Source organism: Belliella buryatensis (genome assembly GCF_900188245.1).
Classification (GTDB): Bacteria; Bacteroidota; Bacteroidia; order Cytophagales; family Cyclobacteriaceae; genus Belliella; species Belliella buryatensis.
Genome location: NZ_FZOK01000003.1, coordinates 180,446 through 201,160, shown reverse-complemented (window position 1 = coordinate 201,160; position 20,715 = coordinate 180,446). Strand labels below are relative to the sequence as shown.

Genomic DNA, 20,715 nt, shown 5'->3' with positions numbered 1-20,715 from the left:
ATTAATATTAGGCTTCATAAACAAGCTTTGAGTGGGGTATTCAATATGAATTTATTAATCCAAGAATTTCAGGTGTAAATTGCTTTTTATTAATAAAAACTTGACTTTTTTAAAAATATTGAATTAATTCGATGGTCTTTAAACTTGGTATATTTATGACCTTTGCAGCTCTTCGTTCTTTTTCTGTTTTTTTCGCAGTATTTATACTTTTGCTTTCTTGTAGTAAAAAAGAAGATCTAGATCCTGATTTGGAAACAGACAATCAAAGTGAAAATGACCGGATTATTTTGGAATCCTTCACTCATGGAGAGTTTTTTAGCCAAATGAAATCTTTCGAAGACGTGGATTGTGAAGCCTATTGCATTATTGATTCACCTGAATCTTGGGTTATGAAAGAAAGCAATCACAGGTTTAATGCACAGTTTTCGATAGACTTGAAAATTTATAATACACCAACCGACATTATCTATGCCTTTCATATCAAGGCAGGAAATAATAGCAGGCCTGTCATCGGGACTATCAATGGCCAAGCTGTGAATGCTCCAACCTATGAATTGAAGATCCCCAAAGAAACTGATTGGAGTACATGTGAGTTGATTGAGAATCAATTTACCGTGACTAGAGGTGCAGGAAATCCTCTTGTAATCAATGCATCATATCATTTATTTGAAAAATGTAAATAAGGTTTTTCAAGTGTAATAATTGTGAAATCTAAAATCCAATACTATTTTAAAAGGATAGAATAAAAAAGAGCAAGTCGACCTGACTTGCTCTTTTTTTAACTTTTCAACTTTACTAATCTTTCAACCCTTAGATCTTCTCGAAAATCCTCCTAAAGCTACAAGCCTCCGCCAATCTACCATGAAGTTCAGAGATAGCAACTCTTTCTTGCTCTGTGGTATCTCTGTGACGGATGGTGACGGTGTTGTCTTCGAGCGTTTGATGATCAACAGCGATGCAATATGGCGTACCGATCAAATCCTGACGAGCGTAACGCTTACCTATCGATGCAGCATCTTCATAAATAATATTGAAATCATACTTCAGGGCATCGAAGATTTCTTTTCCTTTTTCAGGCAAGCCATCTTTTTTCGTGAGTGGTAGGATGGCAGCTTTGACAGGGGCAATCGCTGGGTGGAACTTCAAATAAGTTCTCTGCTTTCCATCTACTTCTTCATCCACATATGCATTGCAGAGGGTCATCAAGAATAGACGATCTGCTCCGATTGAAGTCTCGATCACATAAGGAATGTAATTTTGGTTGATTTCAGGATCGAAGTATTGTTGCTTTTTCTTGGAAAACTCTTGGTGGCTCTTCAAGTCAAAGTCTGTTCTAGAGTGAATCCCCTCTACTTCTTTGAAACCAAATGGGAATTGATATTCAATATCCATGGCTGCATTGGCATAGTGGGCCAATTTTTCATGGTCATGTCTTCTGAGTTTTTCCTCAGGAATACCCAAAGCTTTGTGCCATTTCATACGTGTCGCTGCCCATTCTTTGTACCAGTCAAGTTCAGAACCAGGTCTTACGAAGAATTGCATTTCCATTTGTTCAAATTCACGCATTCTGAAGATAAATTGACGCGCGACGATTTCATTTCTGAAAGCCTTTCCAATCTGCGCAATGCCAAAAGGAACCTTCATTCTGGCTGTTTTCTGCACATTGAGGAAGTTCACAAAAATCCCTTGTGCTGTCTCTGGTCTCAAATAAATTGTGGAGGAGTCTTCTGCAACAGAACCTACCTGGGTGGAAAACATCAGATTAAACTGACGCACATCTGTCCAGTTTGTTGTTCCAGAAATTGGGCATTTGATGTCCTCATTGATGATCAGATCCCTCACACCAGCAAGGTCTTCTGCTTCCAGCAAGCGTCCCATGGCATTGAGCAGTTGTTGAGCTCTGTCTTTATCACCAGCATTTTCGTAAGCAGCAGCTTTTTCTTCGATCAAGACATCTGCACGGTATCTTTTCTTAGAGTCCTTGTTGTCAATCATGGGATCGTTAAAGCTATCCACGTGACCTGAAGCCTTCCATGTAGTCGGGTGCATAAAAATCGCTGCATCGATCCCTACAATATTGTCATTGAGACGAGTCATGGTTTCCCACCAAAGTCTCTTCAGGTTGTTTTTTAACTCTACTCCATAGGCTCCATAATCATAGACGGCCTGTAAGCCATCATAGATTTCAGAAGAAGGGTAAACAAAACCATACTCTTTGGCATGGGAAATTATATCTTTCAGTTGCGCGTTTTCCGCAGTTTGTTCATTTTTTGCCATAGCTGCAAAATTAAAGAAATTCTTGAGAATGGTGGTGAAAAATGAAGCTAGAATAAATTGAACGTTTCTAGTACCAAGTATAAAGTACGATGTACCAAGATGCCATAGCAAAATATCTGTGAAGGTTATCAACAGATGAATTGTATAATCGTGTAATCGATTAGAACACTCTCAACCATTACTCGATTAATCAGTTACTCAATAGCTATTACAACTAATCCCCAATAACTTAATCAACTATTCAACAGTTACCCTAATACCATCCGAAGATTCTTCTCTTTTCTCGGGTATGTCCGCTTTAAATTGAAATTTATTTTACCTCAGAGTTGATTGGCAATCAGAATTGTTTGTATCTTTGACGGGCAAATAGGGTTACCTAACCAAATTTGCTATGAATCGAAATTCAGATAAATTCCTCTTCGAAGCACTCACCTACGATGACGTGCTACTTGTCCCGGGATACTCAGAAGTCCTACCGCGCGACACCAATACTTCCACCCAACTTACTAAAAACATCAGGCTGAATATTCCTTTGGTCTCTGCTGCTATGGACACAGTGACCGAAGCAGAATTGGCTATTGCTATTGCCTTAGAAGGTGGTCTAGGCTTTATTCACAAAAACATGTCTATCGAGAAGCAAGCTGCCCAAGTCAGGAAGGTGAAGCGTTCTCAGTCTGGGATGATTTTAGATCCTATCACACTTCACATAGACTCCAAAGTCCGTGATGCCGAAAAAATCATGAGTGAGTACCACATTGGCGGAATTCCTGTGGTAAATGAAAACAGGATCTTGATGGGAATCATTACTAACAGGGACCTAAGATTTATCAAAGATCCAAATAGGGATATCAAGGAGATCATGACCAAAGAAAATCTGATCACGGCAAAGGCTGGGATCACTTTGGAGGAGGCTGAAGAAATTTTGCAAGAATTCAAGATCGAAAAACTACCGATCATAGATGATGAAAATAGGTTGACAGGACTGATTACTTACAAGGATATCTTGAAAAGGAGAGATAAGCCACATGCTTGTAAAGATCAATATGGTCGCCTAAGAGTTGGTGCAGCAGTAGGAGTGACAGCAGATATTGTAGAGCGAGTAGAGGCTTTGAAAAATGCGGGTGTGGACGTAGTGTCTATTGATACTGCTCACGGGCATTCTAAAGGAGTGATAGAGACTTGTAGAAAAATCAAAGACGCATTCCCTGATTTGGATGTGATCGTTGGGAATATTGCTACACCTGAGGCAGCACTAGCCTTAGCAGATGCTGGTGCAGATGCTGTGAAGGTCGGGGTAGGTCCAGGAAGTATTTGTACCACTAGGGTAATTGCTGGAGTGGGTGTGCCACAGCTTTCTGCCGTATTTGAGTGTGCAGAAGCATTGAAAGGCAGAAATGTTCCTGTAATTGCAGATGGAGGTATCAGATACTCAGGTGATTTGGTCAAAGCGGTAGCTGCTGGTGCTAGTTCCATTATGATTGGTTCACTTTTGGCAGGTACAGAGGAAGCACCTGGAGAAATGATAATTTTCGAAGGTAGAAAATTCAAATCTTACAGAGGAATGGGTTCATTAGAAGCCATGGAGTCAGGTTCGAAAGACAGGTACTTTCAAGACGCTGAAGACAATATTAAAAAGCTGGTTCCCGAAGGTATCGTAGGTAGAGTAGCCTATAAAGGCCTCGTACAAGAGGTGCTTTACCAATTAGTAGGTGGACTTCAAGCAGGGATGGGTTATTGTGGTACCAAAACAGTTGAAGACTTGCAAAAAAATGGCAAGTTTGTCAAAATCACCGCAGCAGGTGTGAAAGAATCACATCCACACGACATCAGCATCACAAGAGAGGCCCCAAACTATTCTGCAAAAATGTAGGGTATTTCTTTGAAAATTTCAGCCCCATCGGATCATTTCGGTGGGGCTTTTTCATAAGGTATCAATAAAGTCACTTTGGTTCCTTTATCTGCTTGACTTGTCAAAGTAACAGGTTTGAGATCAGGATTTTGAAGTATTAGGTTGATCCTTTCTTCAATCAAATACACCCCTCGAGATTCGTGTAGGCTAACTTTATTTTTGGCTTGAATTCCCCTGCCATTGTCAGTGATTTCACATTTGAGAATTCCTTCTTGATAGATGTAGTAAGAGATTGTTAATTCAGGGTTGGGATGCTGTCGGCTGAAGGCATGGACAAAGACATTTTCAACAAATGGCTGTATCAACATCGGAGGGACAAGGTAATTTTTCAAATCGCTCAAATCCTTGTCATCTACTATAAAATCAATATTCCAATGAAGCCTATTTCCCATTCTTTCATTTTCAATTTCAATATAAGACTGGATAAACTTAATATCATCTAGTAAGGTAATTAGCTTCTTAGAACTGATGTCCAAAGTTTGACGCATCAGTTTGGAGAATTTTCCTAAAAATTCTACCGCATCTTCTTCCTGATTATTGAGGATGTAGTATTGGATGGAATTGATGGCATTGAAAATGAAATGAGGATTCAGTTGACTTCTTAGCGCTTCTATTTTGAGGTCATTGATTCTATTTTGGATAGCGATTCTTTTCTGTTCTTCTTGTCTATAATTTCTGATTCTGTTGTGGTAAATGCCGACAAAAATCAAAATCAATCCAATCAAAATGAAACTGATAAACCAAGGATTCAGATAGAATGGAGGGTTGACTTGGATATTGAGCAGATAGAAGTTACTTGATAAGCGCGTATGTGTATCCAATACTTCTACTTCCAATGTGTAATTTCCACTTGGAAGATATGGGAAAGCTAATCTTCTATCAAAAGTAAAGGGACTCCATGGAGTATTGCTATTGAGTCTAAACCTGTATTGAAGTTGGTCTGGAAAAATGCTTCCCTCAGGCTTTAAATCAAGATAGATGGTATTGTTTCGATGAGAAAGTGTAATGTTTTTCTTTTTGTATTTGAACCAGGAGTAATCACTCTCTGGGGCTGGGTCATGATTGATGGTTAATTTACCAATTCCCAAGTCGAATTGCCTAGGTTCAGGAGTTAATATATTGTCAAGTGAAAGGTGATAGTAGCCCAAGCCAACGGGTAGATAAAGTGAGCTTCCGAGCAAACTTGGTTGTTTGAAACTGGCCAATTTTAATCCATTTTCATTATTGATCAACCGTACGTTTCCCTCGTGATAAATATTCACCCCAGCTTCTGTACCTATGAAAAGGTGTTCTTCATAGCTTTCTATAAAAAGTATATTCTTGCCAGAAATCACATCTCTTGTAATTTCTTGGACTATTCGAAATTCAGGGTTTGTTTCTACGATAAAAATGGAACCGAACTCTGTAGCCAATACCAATTGGTCTTTTTTGTAGGCTTTGATATGTTTGAATTTGAGTTCAGACCAAATGCCTTTATCTAAATAGGAAATAAATTCTTTCCCATTCCATTCGTATAAGCCAGTGAAGACAGAAGCGAAAAATAGACTGCCATTACTCGCTGCTATACCTGTGACTTGAGTAGGAGTAGTCGGGAGGTCTTTTGAATAATACTGGTAGATCAGCTTATCCAAATCTTCATATATCCTGACTCCACCGTAAGGGTTTGTCTCGACAAGTTTCCCTTCTTTGGTAAATGAAAACTGATATGTGTGAATAGGTATGTATTTGAGGCATTTACCTCTTTCATCAAAGGCATAAATCCCAATATTGGTATTGACCCAAGCGAGGTTTTGATGGATTTGCATTCCGTAGAATTCAATAGCTGAAGCTTTGGTATCTGCTTTCAATTCAAAGAAATCGTCTTCAAATTTTGGAATTTTTTTACCTGAACTATAGTAACTACTTTGGATTTCTTTAAAAGTTTGATTGGGAATTAAAAACTCACCATTCTGGTCTTTTTTTGTGAATTGCATCCCATTTTCTTGGAGAAGAAGCTGAGAGGAGCCTAATTCTTGAATATTGATGATTTTGTATTGATCAGATTTGTGGTAAATCAGTCCATCATCAAGTCGAATTACAAATAATCCTTGATCCTTAGTTCCTACAAAAAGTTTATTCCGTTTTGGGCTGAATTCAAGTTGAAGGATTTCCTTGGATGGAATGTCATAGAGTACTTCCATTGATTTGAGTTGGCCATACTTCAAGTGATATACACCTCCATTGTTGCTGTATATGCCCCATGCGGCACCGAGAATTTCACCAGAGGGTATTTTGAGAAAATCCCAAAAAATGGTTGAGCCATACGAGTTTTCAGGATCTTCACCTTTAATGAAATTGTCCAATGGAAATTTATTTAACAATTCCTTGTCGCTGGTAAATAGCTTATCATCGATAAGACCAATAGAATAAATTAATTTTTGATCACTGATTTTTTTTGCAGAAACATGATTATCAGAAAAAATGATTTCATGTAAGCCTACCCCGTAAGTAGTAAAAAACACCCTGTCTTCATATTCAAAAAAACCTGAAATATAACTCTGTTGGTTATCAAAGATACTCTCGGGAATGACAGTTACTTCAAGAGTACTGATATTGATGATGGCTACACCATTTTCGGTACCAATGAATATATCATCTTTGTATGAATAAATTGTTCTGATTCTTCCATCAAAAGTGCCATCTGCAGTTCCAAAGGCTGTGAACTTTACTCCATCAAAGAAACTCAAACCTCCCCCATAGCTACCGAGCCAGATATTGCCAAGAATATCTTCTGCAATAGCCCAGCAGTTGTTGAAAGCAAGTCCATCTGCAGTAGTGAAGTTTCTAAAAGTCCCATTCTCTCTTACTGCAACGCCATTCTCGGTACCGATCCAAAGTAAGTCTCTAGAGTCATTGTAAAGTGCTCGAATGGAATTATTGGGTAGTCCATCTGCAGTAGTATACTGCATACTTGGATATTGCTGTGCAAAAAGGGTCATACTTAGAACCCCTGTCAACAATAATAAAGCGGCCGCTTTTAATTTAAAACCCATTGAAGATATTAGCCAATTTCCTCATGGAAACAGAGAGCTTTTCGCCGTTTTTGAGGTGAAGAAAGAGTGATTTTTTGTCATAGCGATCAATCTGAGACCGATTCACTAAAATAGATTGATGAACTCTAATAAATTCATCAGGAGGGAGGATTTCTTCTATTTTTTTGAGATTTTTAGAAACAAGGATTTTATTTCCATTTGTTCTGATGATTTCTGTGTAATTTCCCTCTCCTTTACAGTATATTATTTCATCAAAATTCACCACATAATCTCCTTCTTGGGTATTAAAGATCTCCATGCGTTTACCATTGAGCTTAGATTCTAATCGATTTAGCCTTTCTATAATGACATCTTTATTCGTGGCGATTTCTGATTTTAATCTCTCGATTGTCTCTCTCAACTCCTGTAGATCAATGGGCTTGAGCAGATAGTCAAAAGGCTGATGCTTGATTGCTTTGCGGGCATATTCTTCGTGAGCAGTAGTGAAAATCACTCTGAAGTCAATTTTTTCAAATGCTTCAAATAAATCAAAACCGTTTTCACCGGGCATCTGAATATCTAAAAATACTAGATCAGGATTGTACTTATTGATAGCCTTGATACCTCCTAATACGGATGATGCTTTGGCGACAACATCAAACTGACCTTCAAAATACTTATCCAATAAAATATGAATGGACTCTTGAGCCATATGCTCGTCATCGATGATGATTACTTTGATCATAGTTTACTTTCTTCTTGGATAGGTGAGATTTGGGAAAATTGGGGTGAATTTTCGATAGGATAAAAATACATGCTCCTATCACAGCAAAAAATACCATGTTCAGGGTATTTTTGACCAAATCTTAAACATTTTAATCTCAAAATCTTCAATGATGTCTGTGACCATGAAGTATCCTTTTTTTTAAATGAGACCTATCCGCCGCAGCGGACAAGTTATTGATTGATATTAGGATACTTAGATATTGGTCTATATCAGTCGTTTGTTGAGAATATAGTTTCATTGAATAGGATGAGCCATTCATATTTCCTTGCCTCAAACTTAAGCATTAACCTAAATGGTTGAGCTAGATTGACAGCGATTGACCTAAAAAAGAAAAGCAGCCTGAATCACTCGATTCGGCTGCTTTTTGAGTTCATCCTTCTATGATGTTAATTACGCTGACTTATTTCGCGGGGAACCTCTGAATTTCTAACAGATTTTCTTGCACCAAATAAGCTTTTGCTGCGTTTTGGATTCTTTCAGGAGTGACCGAGTCGATAGATGCTTTACCTTCTAGAATGACTTCCCAAGGCAAGTCATAGGTTCTTATTGCAGACATCTGTCCATTCCAGTAATTGTTTCTCTTGAGGCTTTCCTCGTAAGCGATTCTTCTTTTTTCTTTGACTTTGTTCAGATCTTCCTCAGTAGGTCCATTTTCTTGAATTTTCTTCACTTCTGCCCAAGCGGCCTCCGTGAGTTTATCCACCATATCTGGACTACAAGGGAATGAAATTGAAAAGCTAAAGTTGCCTACTGGCTGTATACTCATATTCCCACTAGCACCAACACCATATACACCGCCGATTTCCTCTCTTAAGTTTTCGATCAATTTGATTGTTAGGATTTCTCCCAAATAACTAATGTCTGTAGATTTTTTTCTATCATAGTCAGTCTCTCCTGAGAAGAACATGATCACTTGTGATTTCTCATCTGTTCCTACTTCTACCCTTTCTTTTAAACCTCTAGGAGTTCTGATTCCTAAGTCAATGAAACTATCCTTAGCGCCTGCATCACCTGGTAAGCTTCCGATATACTGTTCAAGCAATGGGATAAAAGTATCCATGTCAATATTACCAGTGAAAAAGAACTCAAAATTGGCAGCATTGGAGAACCTATCAGCAAAGATTTCAAGACCTCTGTCAATGTCAATTTTGTCATAATCCTCTGGATCTACTATGCCCATGGCTCGCGGATTTCCTCCTGAGACTATTTTATTGACAGCTCTAGAGAACTGATAGTCTGGATTTGCTTGCGCTCCTGCTAACTGCGTTTTTTGGTTCGATTTATAAACCTCGTACAATTCAGCATCTTTCCTAGGCTTAGTGAAATACAAATGCATCAACTGCATAGCCGTTTCCAAATCTTTTGGAGAGGTGATACCAGAGATATTTTGGGAATAAGTACCAATATTTGGAGTCAAGGAAACTGTTTTGCCCGACAGTACTTTTCTCAAATCTGTTGGAGAAAAGTCCCCTACACCCATGACATTGATCATTACGCCTGCATTGCTTGCCGTCAGGTGGTCTTCATCTGAATAGAGTGAGGTACCACCTTTGCCAGTGGCAGAGATTAGAATTTCATCATTTTTGAAATCAGTTTGTTTGACAAAAACATTTGCACCATTGGAAAGCGTGATTTCTTGAATGTCTACGCCTGATATTTTATTTATGCTGCTGACTTTCCCAGCTGTAGGTAAGTCCGTGATTAAGTCTTCTGCAAGTAATTTTTCCTCATAAGGAGTCAGCTGCATGTTGTCTACTGCTGTGAAAAGCGCCAATACATCTCGTTCTGTAGGAAGGTTTGCTTTTTCCTTTTCTGGAGCAGATATGACCACCACTCTGTTATCATCTCTGACCAATTCCTTTGCTAAAGCATTGATTTCATCCAAAGTGATTTGAGGCATGACTTCTTGATAGAACTCGTATCTCCATTGCTGATCTTCTGCAAAGCTCCCCTCAAGATAATGTGAAACATATTTGCCTACCAGAGAACCTGATTCTGCTTTGTCCATTTCTTTGGCTGCTCTTTCGGCTGAGTTGAGCAATGATCTTTTGACTCTTTCTAGTTCACCTTCCGTGAATCCAAATTGAGCTACTCTTTCATTCTCTTCGATCAAAGCTTTGATCGCGACTGCTGCTTTTCCTGGGGCTACTGCGCCAGATGCAGAGAAATAGTCCATATCTCTCACAAAATTACCATAGCCAGTGCCGGCATATATAAATGGAGCATCAGGTTTTTGTCTAATTTCATCAAGTCTCTGACTTAGCATACCGCTGTAAAGCCTTCTTTTGAGGATATTTCTATAATCTTCCTTAGTACTTGTTGGTAAAGCCTTATGCTTGTAGTACAATTGAATCTGAGTCCCTGGAGCTTCTGGATCTGTCACTAGGGTGACGAAAGTCTCTTCATGCTCAGGAACAGGGAAATGCTCACGGGGTTTTGGGTTGGCTGGATTTTCCAAGCCTGAGAAATACTCCTTGATCAATGCTTCTAGTTTGTCTGGGTCTTCATCACCTACTGCCACTACAGCCATCAGATCTGGTCTATACCAATCCCTATAGAATCTTCTGATGGTTTCGTATTCGAAGTTTTCGACTACTTCCATCTTGCCGATAGGTAATCTGTCAGCATATTTACTATCATGAAGCAATATAGGAAGGAATTGGTCTCTTACCCTTTGGTTGTAACCTTGCCCAGTTCTCCACTCCTCTACGATAATCCCGCGCTCACCATCAATATCCTCTTCATTCATCAATACACCTCCAGCCCAGTCGGCCAAGACTAAAAATCCACTTTTTAGCTTTTCTTCATCGTCTGATGGAATTGGTAAAATATAAACTGTCTCGTCGAAGCTGGTGTAAGCATTCAAATCCCCACCAAAAGAAACGCCAATGGATTGTAGGTAGCTTACTAGTTCGTTTTTTTCAAAGTTTTTGGTGCCATTGAAAGCCATGTGCTCTGTAAAGTGAGCTAAGCCAGCTTGATCGTCATCTTCTAGAATTGAACCTGCATTGACAGCCAATCTCAGTTCTACCTTTTTTTCTGGTTTAGGGTTTTGTTGGACGTAATATGTAAGTCCATTGGCTAGTTTTCCTGTTCTTACCCTCGAGTCTAATGGGACTTTTTCTTGGCTTTGTGCCATTGTGGCTAGACTTGTTCCTAGCCAAAAAGCCATCAAAATGATGATTCTAGTATACTTCATATATTTGAATTTTAAAATTGCCCTGTAAACTAATAAAATTATCTTAGTTAAATAGGATGAGTTTATGAAAAAATGTTAAAAATTACCGATAGGCTGAAATAGTTACCGTTTATCAGGATTTCTTCAAGGCTATTCACTATTGATGGTGGTAGGGTTCATTTTTGAGTATAGTAAAGGCCCTGTAGATTTGTTCTATAAAAAAGACTCGAACCATTTGATGGGAAAAAGTCATTTTGGATAGCGAGACTTTACCATTGGCTCGCTGATAAATCGCATCAGAAAAGCCGTAAGGCCCTCCGATTACGAATACTAGCTGCTTGAGGCCTGAATTCATTTTCTTCTGCAAATACTCAGAAAAGTCTACCGAGCTAAATTGTTTCCCGTTTTCATCCAACAGGATAAGCTCGTCAGCACTTTGAAGTTTTTTGAGAATAAGTTCACCCTCTTTCTCCTTTTGGTTGGACTCAGATAGTGATTTAGTGTTTTTGAGATCAGGGATGATTTCAAAATCGAACTTGATGTAAAACCCCAATCGCTTTACATATTCTTCAATCAGCTCTTGTATAGCGCGGCTGTCTGTTTTTCCTACAGCGATTAGTTTTATTTGCATTTGACAAAGTTACAAGGACTAACCGTTTGTGTAAAATAATCTTTGAAAAATACCTGAATGACTTTAAAAATGAATTGAAGCGCATCAAATTGTAAATCAATGAACTCTCTAAAAAGATTACAAATTATTGATAAACAATCACATGGGTTTTGGGATTTATACAACACAAACCAAAACTATTATTATTATGAAAAAATTATTGTCTTTTGCGTTGATGGTTGCTTTTTTTACAACCACCGCATTTACGCTCAACAACGACGCTAACAACAATGTAGATAATGACATTGTAGATCTAGCAGCGCAAACAGAATTTTTGTCTACGCTAGTGGCTGCTGTACAAGCTGGTGACTTAGTAGGGGTACTGAAAGGCGATGGTCCTTTTACAGTATTCGCTCCAACCAATGATGCTTTTGCTAAATTGCCTGCGGGCACTGTAGAGAATCTATTGAAGCCTGAGAATAAAGATCAATTGGTTCAAATCCTTACCTACCATGTTGTACCAGGCAAAGTATATTCCAAAGATCTTTCTGATGGAATGACTGCTACCACGGCTCAAGGAAAAGACATTAAGATTTCTTTAAAAGATGGGAAGGCAATGGTCAATGGTGCTACCGTAACAACAGCTGATATTGAAGCTTCTAATGGTGTAGTACACGTAATTGACTCTGTGATCCTTCCTCCAATGTAAGATCGAGAGTAAATTTTCTCTCATCTAAAAGTGTGGGTTAAATGTCAAAAAGCCTTGCAGATGCTGTCTGCAAGGCTTTTTTTAGATCTCAAGTGTAAGGGTTTTGACTTTAAACTATCATATTTCATTAAATGATAATCTGAAAGTGTAGCTTAAAAATACATCTCTATCAGAAAGTAATATCTAATATCAATAAGTATCTATTTAAGGTTTATAACCTCTTTTTACATCTTGAAGATGAATAGGATATTATTCACCAATATACCCTTTTCTTTTCAAGATGGTTTCGACGAACTTCTTGTCATTATCAGAATTGAAAATCTTGAAAGGAAGATGGATAAACTGAGCTTTGGACATGACTAATACAAAAGCATCTTTGGTCAGCTGTACACTTTTGATCATGTTCCAGTTGACTGGCATGCCTTGCTTTGTATTGATTTTCATCAGAATTTGTCTGCTGTCGATTTCGTAGGCCATTTTTTCAAACATCACCTTGTTTTGCTCCATCTGAGTGACACCCGTAAACTGTATCACCCAAAACAAAACATATAAAATATAAGCTAATATGGCCATGCTGATCCACCACCAAGAGGCAATCCAGAAATAACCACATGCAATTGCTACTGCGATCAGGATCACCCACCACTGTTGCTTAAGGACATTCACTAATCCCATCTTGATGTAGGTACCTGCTTCGAGTTTGTATTTTTTTGTTTTTACGATCATTGTGATAAATTTTCAGTCCGCAAATATCCGATGATATCGCTTATTTACCAAGCCAATCAAAAAACCTTTGAAATTTTTTAGCTTTTCTCTAATCATTATGAGATTGTGCGTGTTAATTAATTGATATATAAAACTATAAATATTAACTTGAGAAAAAGTTTTTCTGATTATGAGTAGTCTACTAGTTGATTTGGTTCTCCTTGGTCTCACTTATGTGGTGTTGATTTACTTTGTAGCTACCCTAACCAAAGCCCGACTCGACAGTGGAAGAAATAATAGTGGAGATGATGGTGATGGCGGGATAGAAGATTATACACCACCCAAAATTGACCTTCCTCCAGGTGTAGTTTGGCCTTCTGATGTAGATAAAAGAAAAAAAGAAAAAACACCAGTTAATTTTTAACTACACTTATCACAGATACCTTGCACCAATAAACTCACTTCTTTATTGACAAAGCCATCAGGCAAATCGATTTTTGGGAGTATTGCTTCTTCTAAGCACATGGTTTTTCCACATTTTTCACATTTGAAATGTACATGTTCATGGTCATGATGATGGTGGTCTCCATCGTGATCATGCGAACAGAGTGCATATTTGGTAGCTCCACTATCGTCAAGAACTTTATGAATCAGGTCTTTTTCTAAAAAAGTTTTCAAGGTTCTGTAAAGTGTTACACGGTCAAAGTCATCTTTAAGCACATCTTCTAAGTCGGCATGTGAAAGCGCTGAGTCTTTGGATAAAAATGTTCTTAGCACCTCTTGCCTGCAATTGGTGATTCTAAGTTTATGATCTTGAAGTATTTTTAAAGGAGTCAATGCCATGATTTGCTTATTTATTCCAATCTCTCGTAAAAATAAAGATTATTTTTTGTTCTCTTGTATGAATAAGGACTTGATTGATTTGCAGATACTATTTGCTTATAAAAAATGAAACTGCCCCCAATTTGGAGGCAGTTTTGTATTCATTCATTCGAAATGAAATCCTATTTAGGATCTAAAACAGCTTTTACTCTTTCTAGTGCATCTTCCAAATGGAGTTTAGATGCTCTGTCAGAAGTCCTGCCAATAGCAGCAGTGATTTGTCTTTGAAGTGTTTTCAATTCACCCCTTACCATTGGTCTGATGTCTGACTGAGAAGCATTGATCACCGCGCCAAATCTTCTAGCGGCGGCAGGCTCGTCATTGGTCATCAAATACTCTAATCTTTCGATATGAGCTCTTTGAAGGCTTCTGCGATGAACATCGATCGTTCTTCCACTTGCCAATTCCGACCAGATACCAGCTCTTAAGTCATCAAATAACTCTGTCATGCTGTAGGCGTCTTTGCCATTGAGGGCTTCATTTTCTATTACTCTACCCAATCTGCCCCATTCGAGGATACCATTCAATGCACCTACTTGAACGCCTCTTACTCTTTCTAGCGCCCCAAAATCACCAATTCTTGAAATGATATCCTGATCCATCAACCAAGTAGGGGTTGAGAAAAGCTCCTTATTGAGGAATTGAACGGCTCTTTTTTGAGTAGCTTTGTCAGTATGTACATAGACCGCTTCACCTTGACCTGTAGATTTATATAATTCATATACGCCACCTACATTGGTTCTTACATGACCCATGTATCTGTTGTACTGACCAATTACCTGACCATACATTTCTTCTAAATCTGAATAATCTTTGAAAGGCTTGTCATCTTCTGCAGTCCATTCCATCAAGTTTGGAAGGATTACCTTCAAGTTTTTGATTCCATAGTCAGAAGCTTTCATAGCATCATCACCCAAGTCTTCACTTTGTGTACTTGGGTCATAGCTATTGCCTTGACGACCAAATCTATAGATAGGATCACCTGCTTTTTCCAAAATCCACTGATCTAGAATCGGCTGCTCGTCTTCTGGAGTTTTCGCGTCTAAAATTGGCTTATAACCCCACATGATGGAATATTTATCATAAGGTCCTACATTAGGCATTAAGCTTACATCTTTGTCTCCTGGCTGTGCTACATAGTTGAATCTCGCGTAGTCCATGATAGATGGAGCAGTGCTATACTTTGCAGTAAAAGTGGCAGATCTCAAAGAGTCTACTGGATACGCGTGTGAAGAGGCGAAGTTGTGAGGAAGACCCAAGGTATGGCCTACTTCGTGAGAAGATACAAACTGAATCAATCTGCCCATTACTTCTTCTCTGAATTTCACGCCTCTGGCTTCAGGATTTACAGCAGCAGTTTGGATAAAAAACCAGTTTCTCAATAAGTTCATCACATTGTGGTACCATCCGATATCAGACTCGATAATCTCTCCAGATCTTGGATCAGATACGTGAGGACCGTATGCATTTTGGATATCAGAAGCGAAGTATCTGATGACAGAATATCTTGCATCTTCTGGACTCCAATCAGGGTCTTCTTCTTTGCTAGGGGCATCCTTAGCGATGATGGCATTTTTGAATCCGGCCATTTCAAAGGCAGCTTGCCAATCTTCCACACCTTGCTTCAAGTAAGGCACCCATTGACTTGGGGTAGCTGGATCAATGTAGAATACGATCGGCTGCTTCGGCTCTACCAACTCACCTCTTCTGTATTTGTCATAATCTTCTTCTTTGACTTCTAGTCTCCATCTGTCAAGGAATCTTCTGGAGGTAGCTTTCTGCTCATCAAGTCCATAGTCTACTACAGATCTGCTGAACCATCCAACTCTTCTGTCAGCTAGACGCTTCATCATTGGCTCTTTTGGCAGCAATACCATAGAAGAGTTCATCTCGACAGTGATCAGCCCTGTGCTTGAATTTGAAGGTGGCTCAGTAGCTGCGTATGTCATCACGTAGCGCGCTTCGATATTCATCGGATATGGACTGAGTCTTTCAATATAAGATCTGTCAGAATCCAATCTTGTTACTTTAAACTGGGTTCTTCTATTTCTAGGTAGTCCAATAGCTTGTACATCCTTAGCAAATAGATCTGTCACTTCGATAACTACGCCTCTTTCATCTTTTGATAGTGCTTTTACATCAAATTTTTGAAGAATAGGCTCTAGGTTGGAGTTTTTTACAGCAATAGATATAGGCAAGGAATCAGCTGCCACATTGGAGTAAGATACTACTCTCAACAGGACATTATCACCTTCTCTATCCCATCTTACTAAAAGCGTATTGGTACGCTCTCCGCCATAGCCAATGCCATCAGCAGTTTTAGCAATGGTGGTTACGATTAGCATTTCTCTTCCCAGCATTTCTTCGGGAATTTCATAGAAATACTTACCTTCGATTTCGTGGACATTGAAGAGACCTTCTTTAGTTTTTGCTTTTGAAGTGATTACTTCAGAAAATGCTTTAGGCCCTGATTTAGCCTGTGGTTTTGGTGCAGGTGCTGCCGGAGTGGCAGTTTTCGGATCTTCCTTCTTTTTTCTTTGAGACCATGCATCATCAGTAATGAGTACAGATCCTAAAAAAAGGAGACCCATGATTCCGAATCGGAAATTAATTTGGGAAAACTTCTTCATATAGATTGTAGTTGACATTTAATAAGTTTTGAAATTAACCCGTAAAAAGGCTTTATTCTTAATAGTCATTATCTAAATTTGATAAGCGGTAAATCATCCAAATAAAAGGCATATAAATCCATGCAAGTAAAGGAAATTATAATTATTGGAGGAGGTCTAGCGGGATTGATTGCTGCTAACTTGCTTGGAAAAGCAGGTAAACAAGTCTTGGTCATCGAGAAAAAGACTTATCCTTTTCATCGTGTTTGTGGAGAATATATCAGCAACGAAGTACGCGAATTTTTAATGCAAGAAGGCCTTTTTCCAAATGAATTTGATTTAGGTGATATCCATACTTTTCAACTCACTTCAACCAAAGGTAAAAGTGTCAGTATGCCGCTAGATATGGGTGGTTTTGGCATTAGCAGATTCGCATTAGATGCTTTTCTTTATCAAAAGGCCAAAAATATTGGAGTTGACTTTTTACTTCAAACACAAGTAGAAGAGGTCTTTTTCGATCAAGATGCCATGAAGTTTATTCTCACTCTTGGAGATGGACGTCAGCTTGTCTGCAATCACTTGATAGGTGCGTATGGGAAGCGGTCTAAGGTGGATAAATTTTTGGAGCGTGATTTTATGTCCCAGCGGAGCCCTTTTATTGGAGTCAAATATCACATCAAAACTGATTTTGATCATCATACGGTGGCGCTCCATAATTTTGAAGGAGGCTATTGTGGAATCAATAGGGTAGAAGATGGAATTTTCAATTTATGCTATTTAGGATCTAAGGAACAGCTGAGAAGTGCTGGGAGTATTCAGCAGATGGAAATAGATTTTCTTTGGCAGAACCCATTTTTAAAACATATATGGCAACACAGTGAGTTTTTATTCGAAAAGCCAGAAGTAATCAATGAAATCAATTTTTCTTCCAAAAAACCTGTTGAAAATCACATGCTCATGGTAGGAGATGCTGCAGGCTTGATCACTCCGCTCTGTGGCAATGGAATGGCTATCGCAATACACACAGGTAAATTGGCAGCGGAGGCATTAATTAAATTTTCAAGAAGAAATGAGATTGAACAATTCTATAACTTTCAGTGGAACACCCATTTTAGAAAGAGACTTTGGGTGGGTAGAAATATCCAAAGGTTGTTTGGAGCTAAGGGAGTATCGGAGTTTTCCGTAGGCCTTATTAAAAGGTCTCCATTTCTTGCCACTCAAATCATGAAACGTACACATGGCGAAATGGTCTGACTACATAACTTGAAGTATCTGGGTATTTTCGAGAAAGTACCAGAAGAAAAAAATGTTCAGAGCTATCGCAGAAATTCTATTCATCCACATCGCCCAAGAGTAAGTGACGTACTTTTTAGAATTTTTGGTTACGAAAGAGAACCAAACCAAAAAATACAAAATTACAGGAGACATAGCAGCCATAAATCCATATAAAGCCCAGATTTGATTTTTTTCTACAAAAAACCACGCAAAGGCGATACCAGCTACAAAAAACCAAATCGAAGAAAAAAGGAACGTCCCCTTGATGCCGAGTTTCAAACTAAGTGTTTGATCTCCACGTTTAGCATCCTCTTCGTGCTGATATATTTGTGTCAAAGGATACGACCCCCAGAGCATCAAGGAGGTCAAAAGCCCTGGAATCACCACATGGGGTCTAGTCAAAACCTCAAAACCAAAATCACTCAATCCAGCATAAGCCATACAAAAAGTAAAACAACCTTGAAAAAACCCCGCCACAATCCAGCTGACGTAGGGCATTTTTTTAAGCCGGATACTTGGGTGGCTGTAGGCCATTGAAACTAGCCCATACACGATGACCATACCAGCAAACGAGGGATTGATCAAAGCAGCTAAAACTATTGCAATAAGGAAAAAAACCAAAGAGAGGTAATATAGCCCTTTGTTCACCTTTGGTGGATTTTTTAAACCGCCAATGCTACCCTCGTCTTTGTCAAAGTAACTATTATAGCCATTGCTAGATGGGTAGAGAAACAAATGCAAGCTAAGAAAGACCAATAGCATCCTTTCTGGATTATGATTGGGGGTAAAAGCCAATGCCAAAATGAATATGGGAAGGAGGTAAAAAGAAAAAGGAATCCGTAAATGTTTCCAACTAGATAGACTGAACATAAGATTATGAATTGTTTTTCTTAACTTTTGTGGAAAGTACTTGTTTCGTTTTAGTCATCCAAATTTAATTTTAACAGAGATACCGTTTTGATGGAAAATCATATTTTGAGTATAGGTACAGCCAATCCAGGATCTCCGATTCCGCAAATGCAGATCAGTAAGTTTATGAAACTTGCACATCAACTGGATGAAAGAGAAGGGAGAAAGCTAAATTTTGTATATAAGTCATCAGGAATAGAATTCAGACATAGTGCATTGGAAGATTTCAAATATAATGATCCATCCAGTTTTAAGTTTTTCCCACCTAATACAAGCCTCGATCCATTTCCAAGCACTGATAAGCGGATGAGGGTTTTTGAAAAAAATGCTTTGGATTTAGGTAAGGCAGCGATTAATAGTTGTCTTGAAAAATCAAAAGTGCTTGCTGAAGAAATCACCCATATGGTGTTGGTTTCTTGTACTGGTATGTATGCGCCAGGGCTGGAGATTGATTTGATTCACGAACTAGGAATCCCTACCAATGTAGAAAGATACTGTATACATTTTATGGGTTGCTATGCTGCATTCAATGCCATTAAGTTGGCTGATAGAATTTGCGATTCTGAACCGAGTGCCAAGGTGCTGATTCTCTCCGTGGAGTTATGTACTATTCATTTTCAAAAAGAATACAACGAGGATAACCTGATTGCCAATGCAATTTTTGGAGATGGAGCTGCTGCGGCAATAGTAGCTAAGCAAGAAAAGGGCTTAGCGATTAAAAACTATAGTAGCCAAATCATCAGAGAAGGCATTCATGACATGGCTTGGAGGATTGGTGATTTTGGATTTGAGATGAAACTGAGTAAATATGTACCAGAACTGTTGCATAAAGGATTGAATAGCCTTTCTGGCTATTTGGAAAAATTACATCAACTTTCTGAGGTAAATCACTTTGCTGTCCATCCAGGGGGAAAACAGATTTTGCAAAAGGTTGAGGAAGTTTTTGGAATCACCGCTTCCCAAAATGATCTCTCACATCAGGTTTTAAAGCAATATGGCAATATGTCTTCTGCGACAATTTTGTTTGTATTGGCTGGCTGGCTTGCAGATAGGGATCGGTTTGGAAAAATTTTAGCAATGGGCTTTGGTCCTGGATTGACATTAGAAACACTTTTACTTGAAAAGTCATGATAGATTTCAAGCACCGTAGTTCAGAAAAAGAAATCATGGATGACCTTGCTTGTGATGGGCCAGTATTAGATCAAACCTTAAAAGAGCTCAAAACCATCAACAAGCTCTTAGGGGGTAACCATGTCACTACAGATGGGTTGAGTAAAATCATAACCCAATATCCGCAAGCATCCTATACCGTAGCAGACATTGGCTGTGGAGGAGGGGATATGATCAGAGTAATGGCTAATTGGGCAAGCAATGAAAAAGTTGACCTGCAATTCATAGGTGTGGACGCAAATCCTAATACCATAGAATTTGCTAAAAACAGGTTGGCTGACTTGAAAAATGTCGATTTTTTGATCAAAAATGTGTTTGAGGCAGGGTTTTTGGACAAAAAAGCAGATATCATTACCTGCACATTATTTACCCATCACTTCACAGATGAGGAACTAAGAAATTTGCTAAAATCCTTGATCAATCAGGCAAAATTAGGAGTAGTCATCAATGATCTTCACCGTCACAAAGTTGCTTATTATAGCATCAAGTTTTTGACCCGCTTGTTTTCAAAATCAAAAATGGTCAAACATGATGGACCGCTTTCCGTTTTGAGAGCTTTTTCCAGGACAGATTGGGAAGAGATTTTTAGAAATATTTCAGTTCCATCCTATTCCTTGAAGTGGTTTTGGGCTTTCAGATGGCAGGTTATCGTAATGAATCCTTAAATTTGTATATCTATTTTAA

Annotated in this window: 16 protein-coding genes; 7 read left to right on the top strand and 9 right to left on the bottom strand. The window is 38.6% G+C overall.

The features are described from left to right. The first annotated feature begins 155 nt into the window (after positions 1–155). The gene (locus CHB66_RS04510; protein ID WP_141107367.1) at positions 156–683 is read left to right on the top strand and encodes a hypothetical protein; all 528 of its coding nucleotides are present in this window, start codon (positions 156–158) and stop codon (positions 681–683) included. A gap of 127 nt (positions 684–810) precedes the next feature. Here the strand turns inward: CHB66_RS04510 and CHB66_RS04505 are convergent, their stop codons facing one another. After that, on the bottom strand, positions 811–2,277 hold the full coding sequence (locus CHB66_RS04505; protein WP_089238404.1) for a glycine--tRNA ligase: 1,467 nt from the start codon (positions 2,275–2,277) through the stop codon (positions 811–813). A gap of 391 nt (positions 2,278–2,668) precedes the next feature. Between CHB66_RS04505 and guaB the strand changes: the two genes are divergently transcribed. Further along, positions 2,669–4,147, top strand: coding sequence for an IMP dehydrogenase (gene guaB, locus CHB66_RS04500; protein ID WP_089238402.1), 1,479 nt, complete (start codon positions 2,669–2,671; stop codon positions 4,145–4,147). A gap of 32 nt (positions 4,148–4,179) precedes the next feature. Here guaB and CHB66_RS04495 read toward each other — a convergent pair whose 3' ends face one another. The 4 genes from CHB66_RS04495 to rlmH all read right to left on the bottom strand — a co-directional run bounded on the left by CHB66_RS04495 (position 4,180) and on the right by rlmH (position 11,793). Further along, entirely contained in the window at positions 4,180–7,218 is a 3,039-nt protein-coding gene (locus CHB66_RS04495; protein ID WP_089238400.1) for a sensor histidine kinase, read from the bottom strand. After that, positions 7,208–7,942 (bottom strand): LytR/AlgR family response regulator transcription factor, encoded by a 735-nt coding sequence (locus CHB66_RS04490; RefSeq protein ID WP_089238398.1) that lies wholly within the window; start codon positions 7,940–7,942, stop codon positions 7,208–7,210. The genes CHB66_RS04495 and CHB66_RS04490 overlap by 11 nt, the downstream gene beginning before the upstream one ends. Positions 7,943–8,384: 442 nt before the next feature. After that, positions 8,385–11,183, bottom strand: coding sequence for a M16 family metallopeptidase (locus CHB66_RS04485; protein ID WP_089238396.1), 2,799 nt, complete (start codon positions 11,181–11,183; stop codon positions 8,385–8,387). A 136-nt stretch (positions 11,184–11,319) separates the two neighbouring features. After that, positions 11,320–11,793, bottom strand: a complete 474-nt coding sequence (gene rlmH / locus CHB66_RS04480) for a 23S rRNA (pseudouridine(1915)-N(3))-methyltransferase RlmH (protein WP_089238394.1) — start codon at positions 11,791–11,793, stop codon at positions 11,320–11,322. Positions 11,794–11,980: 187 nt separating this feature from the next. Here rlmH and CHB66_RS04475 point away from each other — a divergent pair, with 187 nt between their 5' ends. Beyond that, positions 11,981–12,481 (top strand): fasciclin domain-containing protein, encoded by a 501-nt coding sequence (locus CHB66_RS04475; RefSeq protein ID WP_089238605.1) that lies wholly within the window; start codon positions 11,981–11,983, stop codon positions 12,479–12,481. Positions 12,482–12,730: 249 nt separating this feature from the next. Here CHB66_RS04475 and CHB66_RS04470 read toward each other — a convergent pair whose 3' ends face one another. Continuing rightward, the gene (locus tag CHB66_RS04470; RefSeq protein ID WP_076498648.1) at positions 12,731–13,207 is read right to left on the bottom strand and encodes a YcxB family protein; all 477 of its coding nucleotides are present in this window, start codon (positions 13,205–13,207) and stop codon (positions 12,731–12,733) included. A gap of 169 nt (positions 13,208–13,376) precedes the next feature. On the opposite strand from CHB66_RS04470, the gene CHB66_RS04465 reads away from it, so the two are divergent. Beyond that, on the top strand, positions 13,377–13,610 hold the full coding sequence (locus tag CHB66_RS04465) for a hypothetical protein (RefSeq protein WP_089238392.1): 234 nt from the start codon (positions 13,377–13,379) through the stop codon (positions 13,608–13,610). Here the strand turns inward: CHB66_RS04465 and CHB66_RS04460 are convergent. Both CHB66_RS04460 and CHB66_RS04455 read right to left on the bottom strand, forming a co-directional pair. Beyond that, entirely contained in the window at positions 13,607–14,029 is a 423-nt protein-coding gene (locus tag CHB66_RS04460; protein ID WP_089238389.1) for a Fur family transcriptional regulator, read from the bottom strand. The two genes, CHB66_RS04465 and CHB66_RS04460, sit on opposite strands and share 4 nt — an antisense overlap. A gap of 161 nt (positions 14,030–14,190) precedes the next feature. Then, positions 14,191–16,698 (bottom strand): zinc-dependent metalloprotease, encoded by a 2,508-nt coding sequence (locus CHB66_RS04455; RefSeq protein ID WP_089238387.1) that lies wholly within the window; start codon positions 16,696–16,698, stop codon positions 14,191–14,193. 120 nt (positions 16,699–16,818) lie between these two features. Here CHB66_RS04455 and CHB66_RS04450 point away from each other — a divergent pair, with 120 nt between their 5' ends. Further along, the gene (locus CHB66_RS04450) at positions 16,819–17,931 is read left to right on the top strand and encodes an NAD(P)/FAD-dependent oxidoreductase (RefSeq protein ID WP_089238384.1); all 1,113 of its coding nucleotides are present in this window, start codon (positions 16,819–16,821) and stop codon (positions 17,929–17,931) included. Here CHB66_RS04450 and CHB66_RS04445 read toward each other — a convergent pair whose 3' ends face one another. Next, positions 17,932–18,822: a UbiA family prenyltransferase gene (locus CHB66_RS04445; RefSeq protein WP_089238381.1), complete on the bottom strand. Its 891-nt coding sequence runs from the start codon at positions 18,820–18,822 to the stop codon at positions 17,932–17,934. A gap of 90 nt (positions 18,823–18,912) precedes the next feature. Between CHB66_RS04445 and CHB66_RS04440 the strand changes: the two genes are divergently transcribed. Next, positions 18,913–19,992 (top strand): type III polyketide synthase, encoded by a 1,080-nt coding sequence (locus CHB66_RS04440; RefSeq protein WP_089238379.1) that lies wholly within the window; start codon positions 18,913–18,915, stop codon positions 19,990–19,992. Continuing rightward, positions 19,989–20,696 (top strand): methyltransferase domain-containing protein, encoded by a 708-nt coding sequence (locus CHB66_RS04435; protein WP_089238377.1) that lies wholly within the window; start codon positions 19,989–19,991, stop codon positions 20,694–20,696. Before CHB66_RS04440 ends, CHB66_RS04435 begins: the two co-directional genes overlap by 4 nt. The last annotated feature ends 19 nt before the right edge of the window (positions 20,697–20,715 follow it).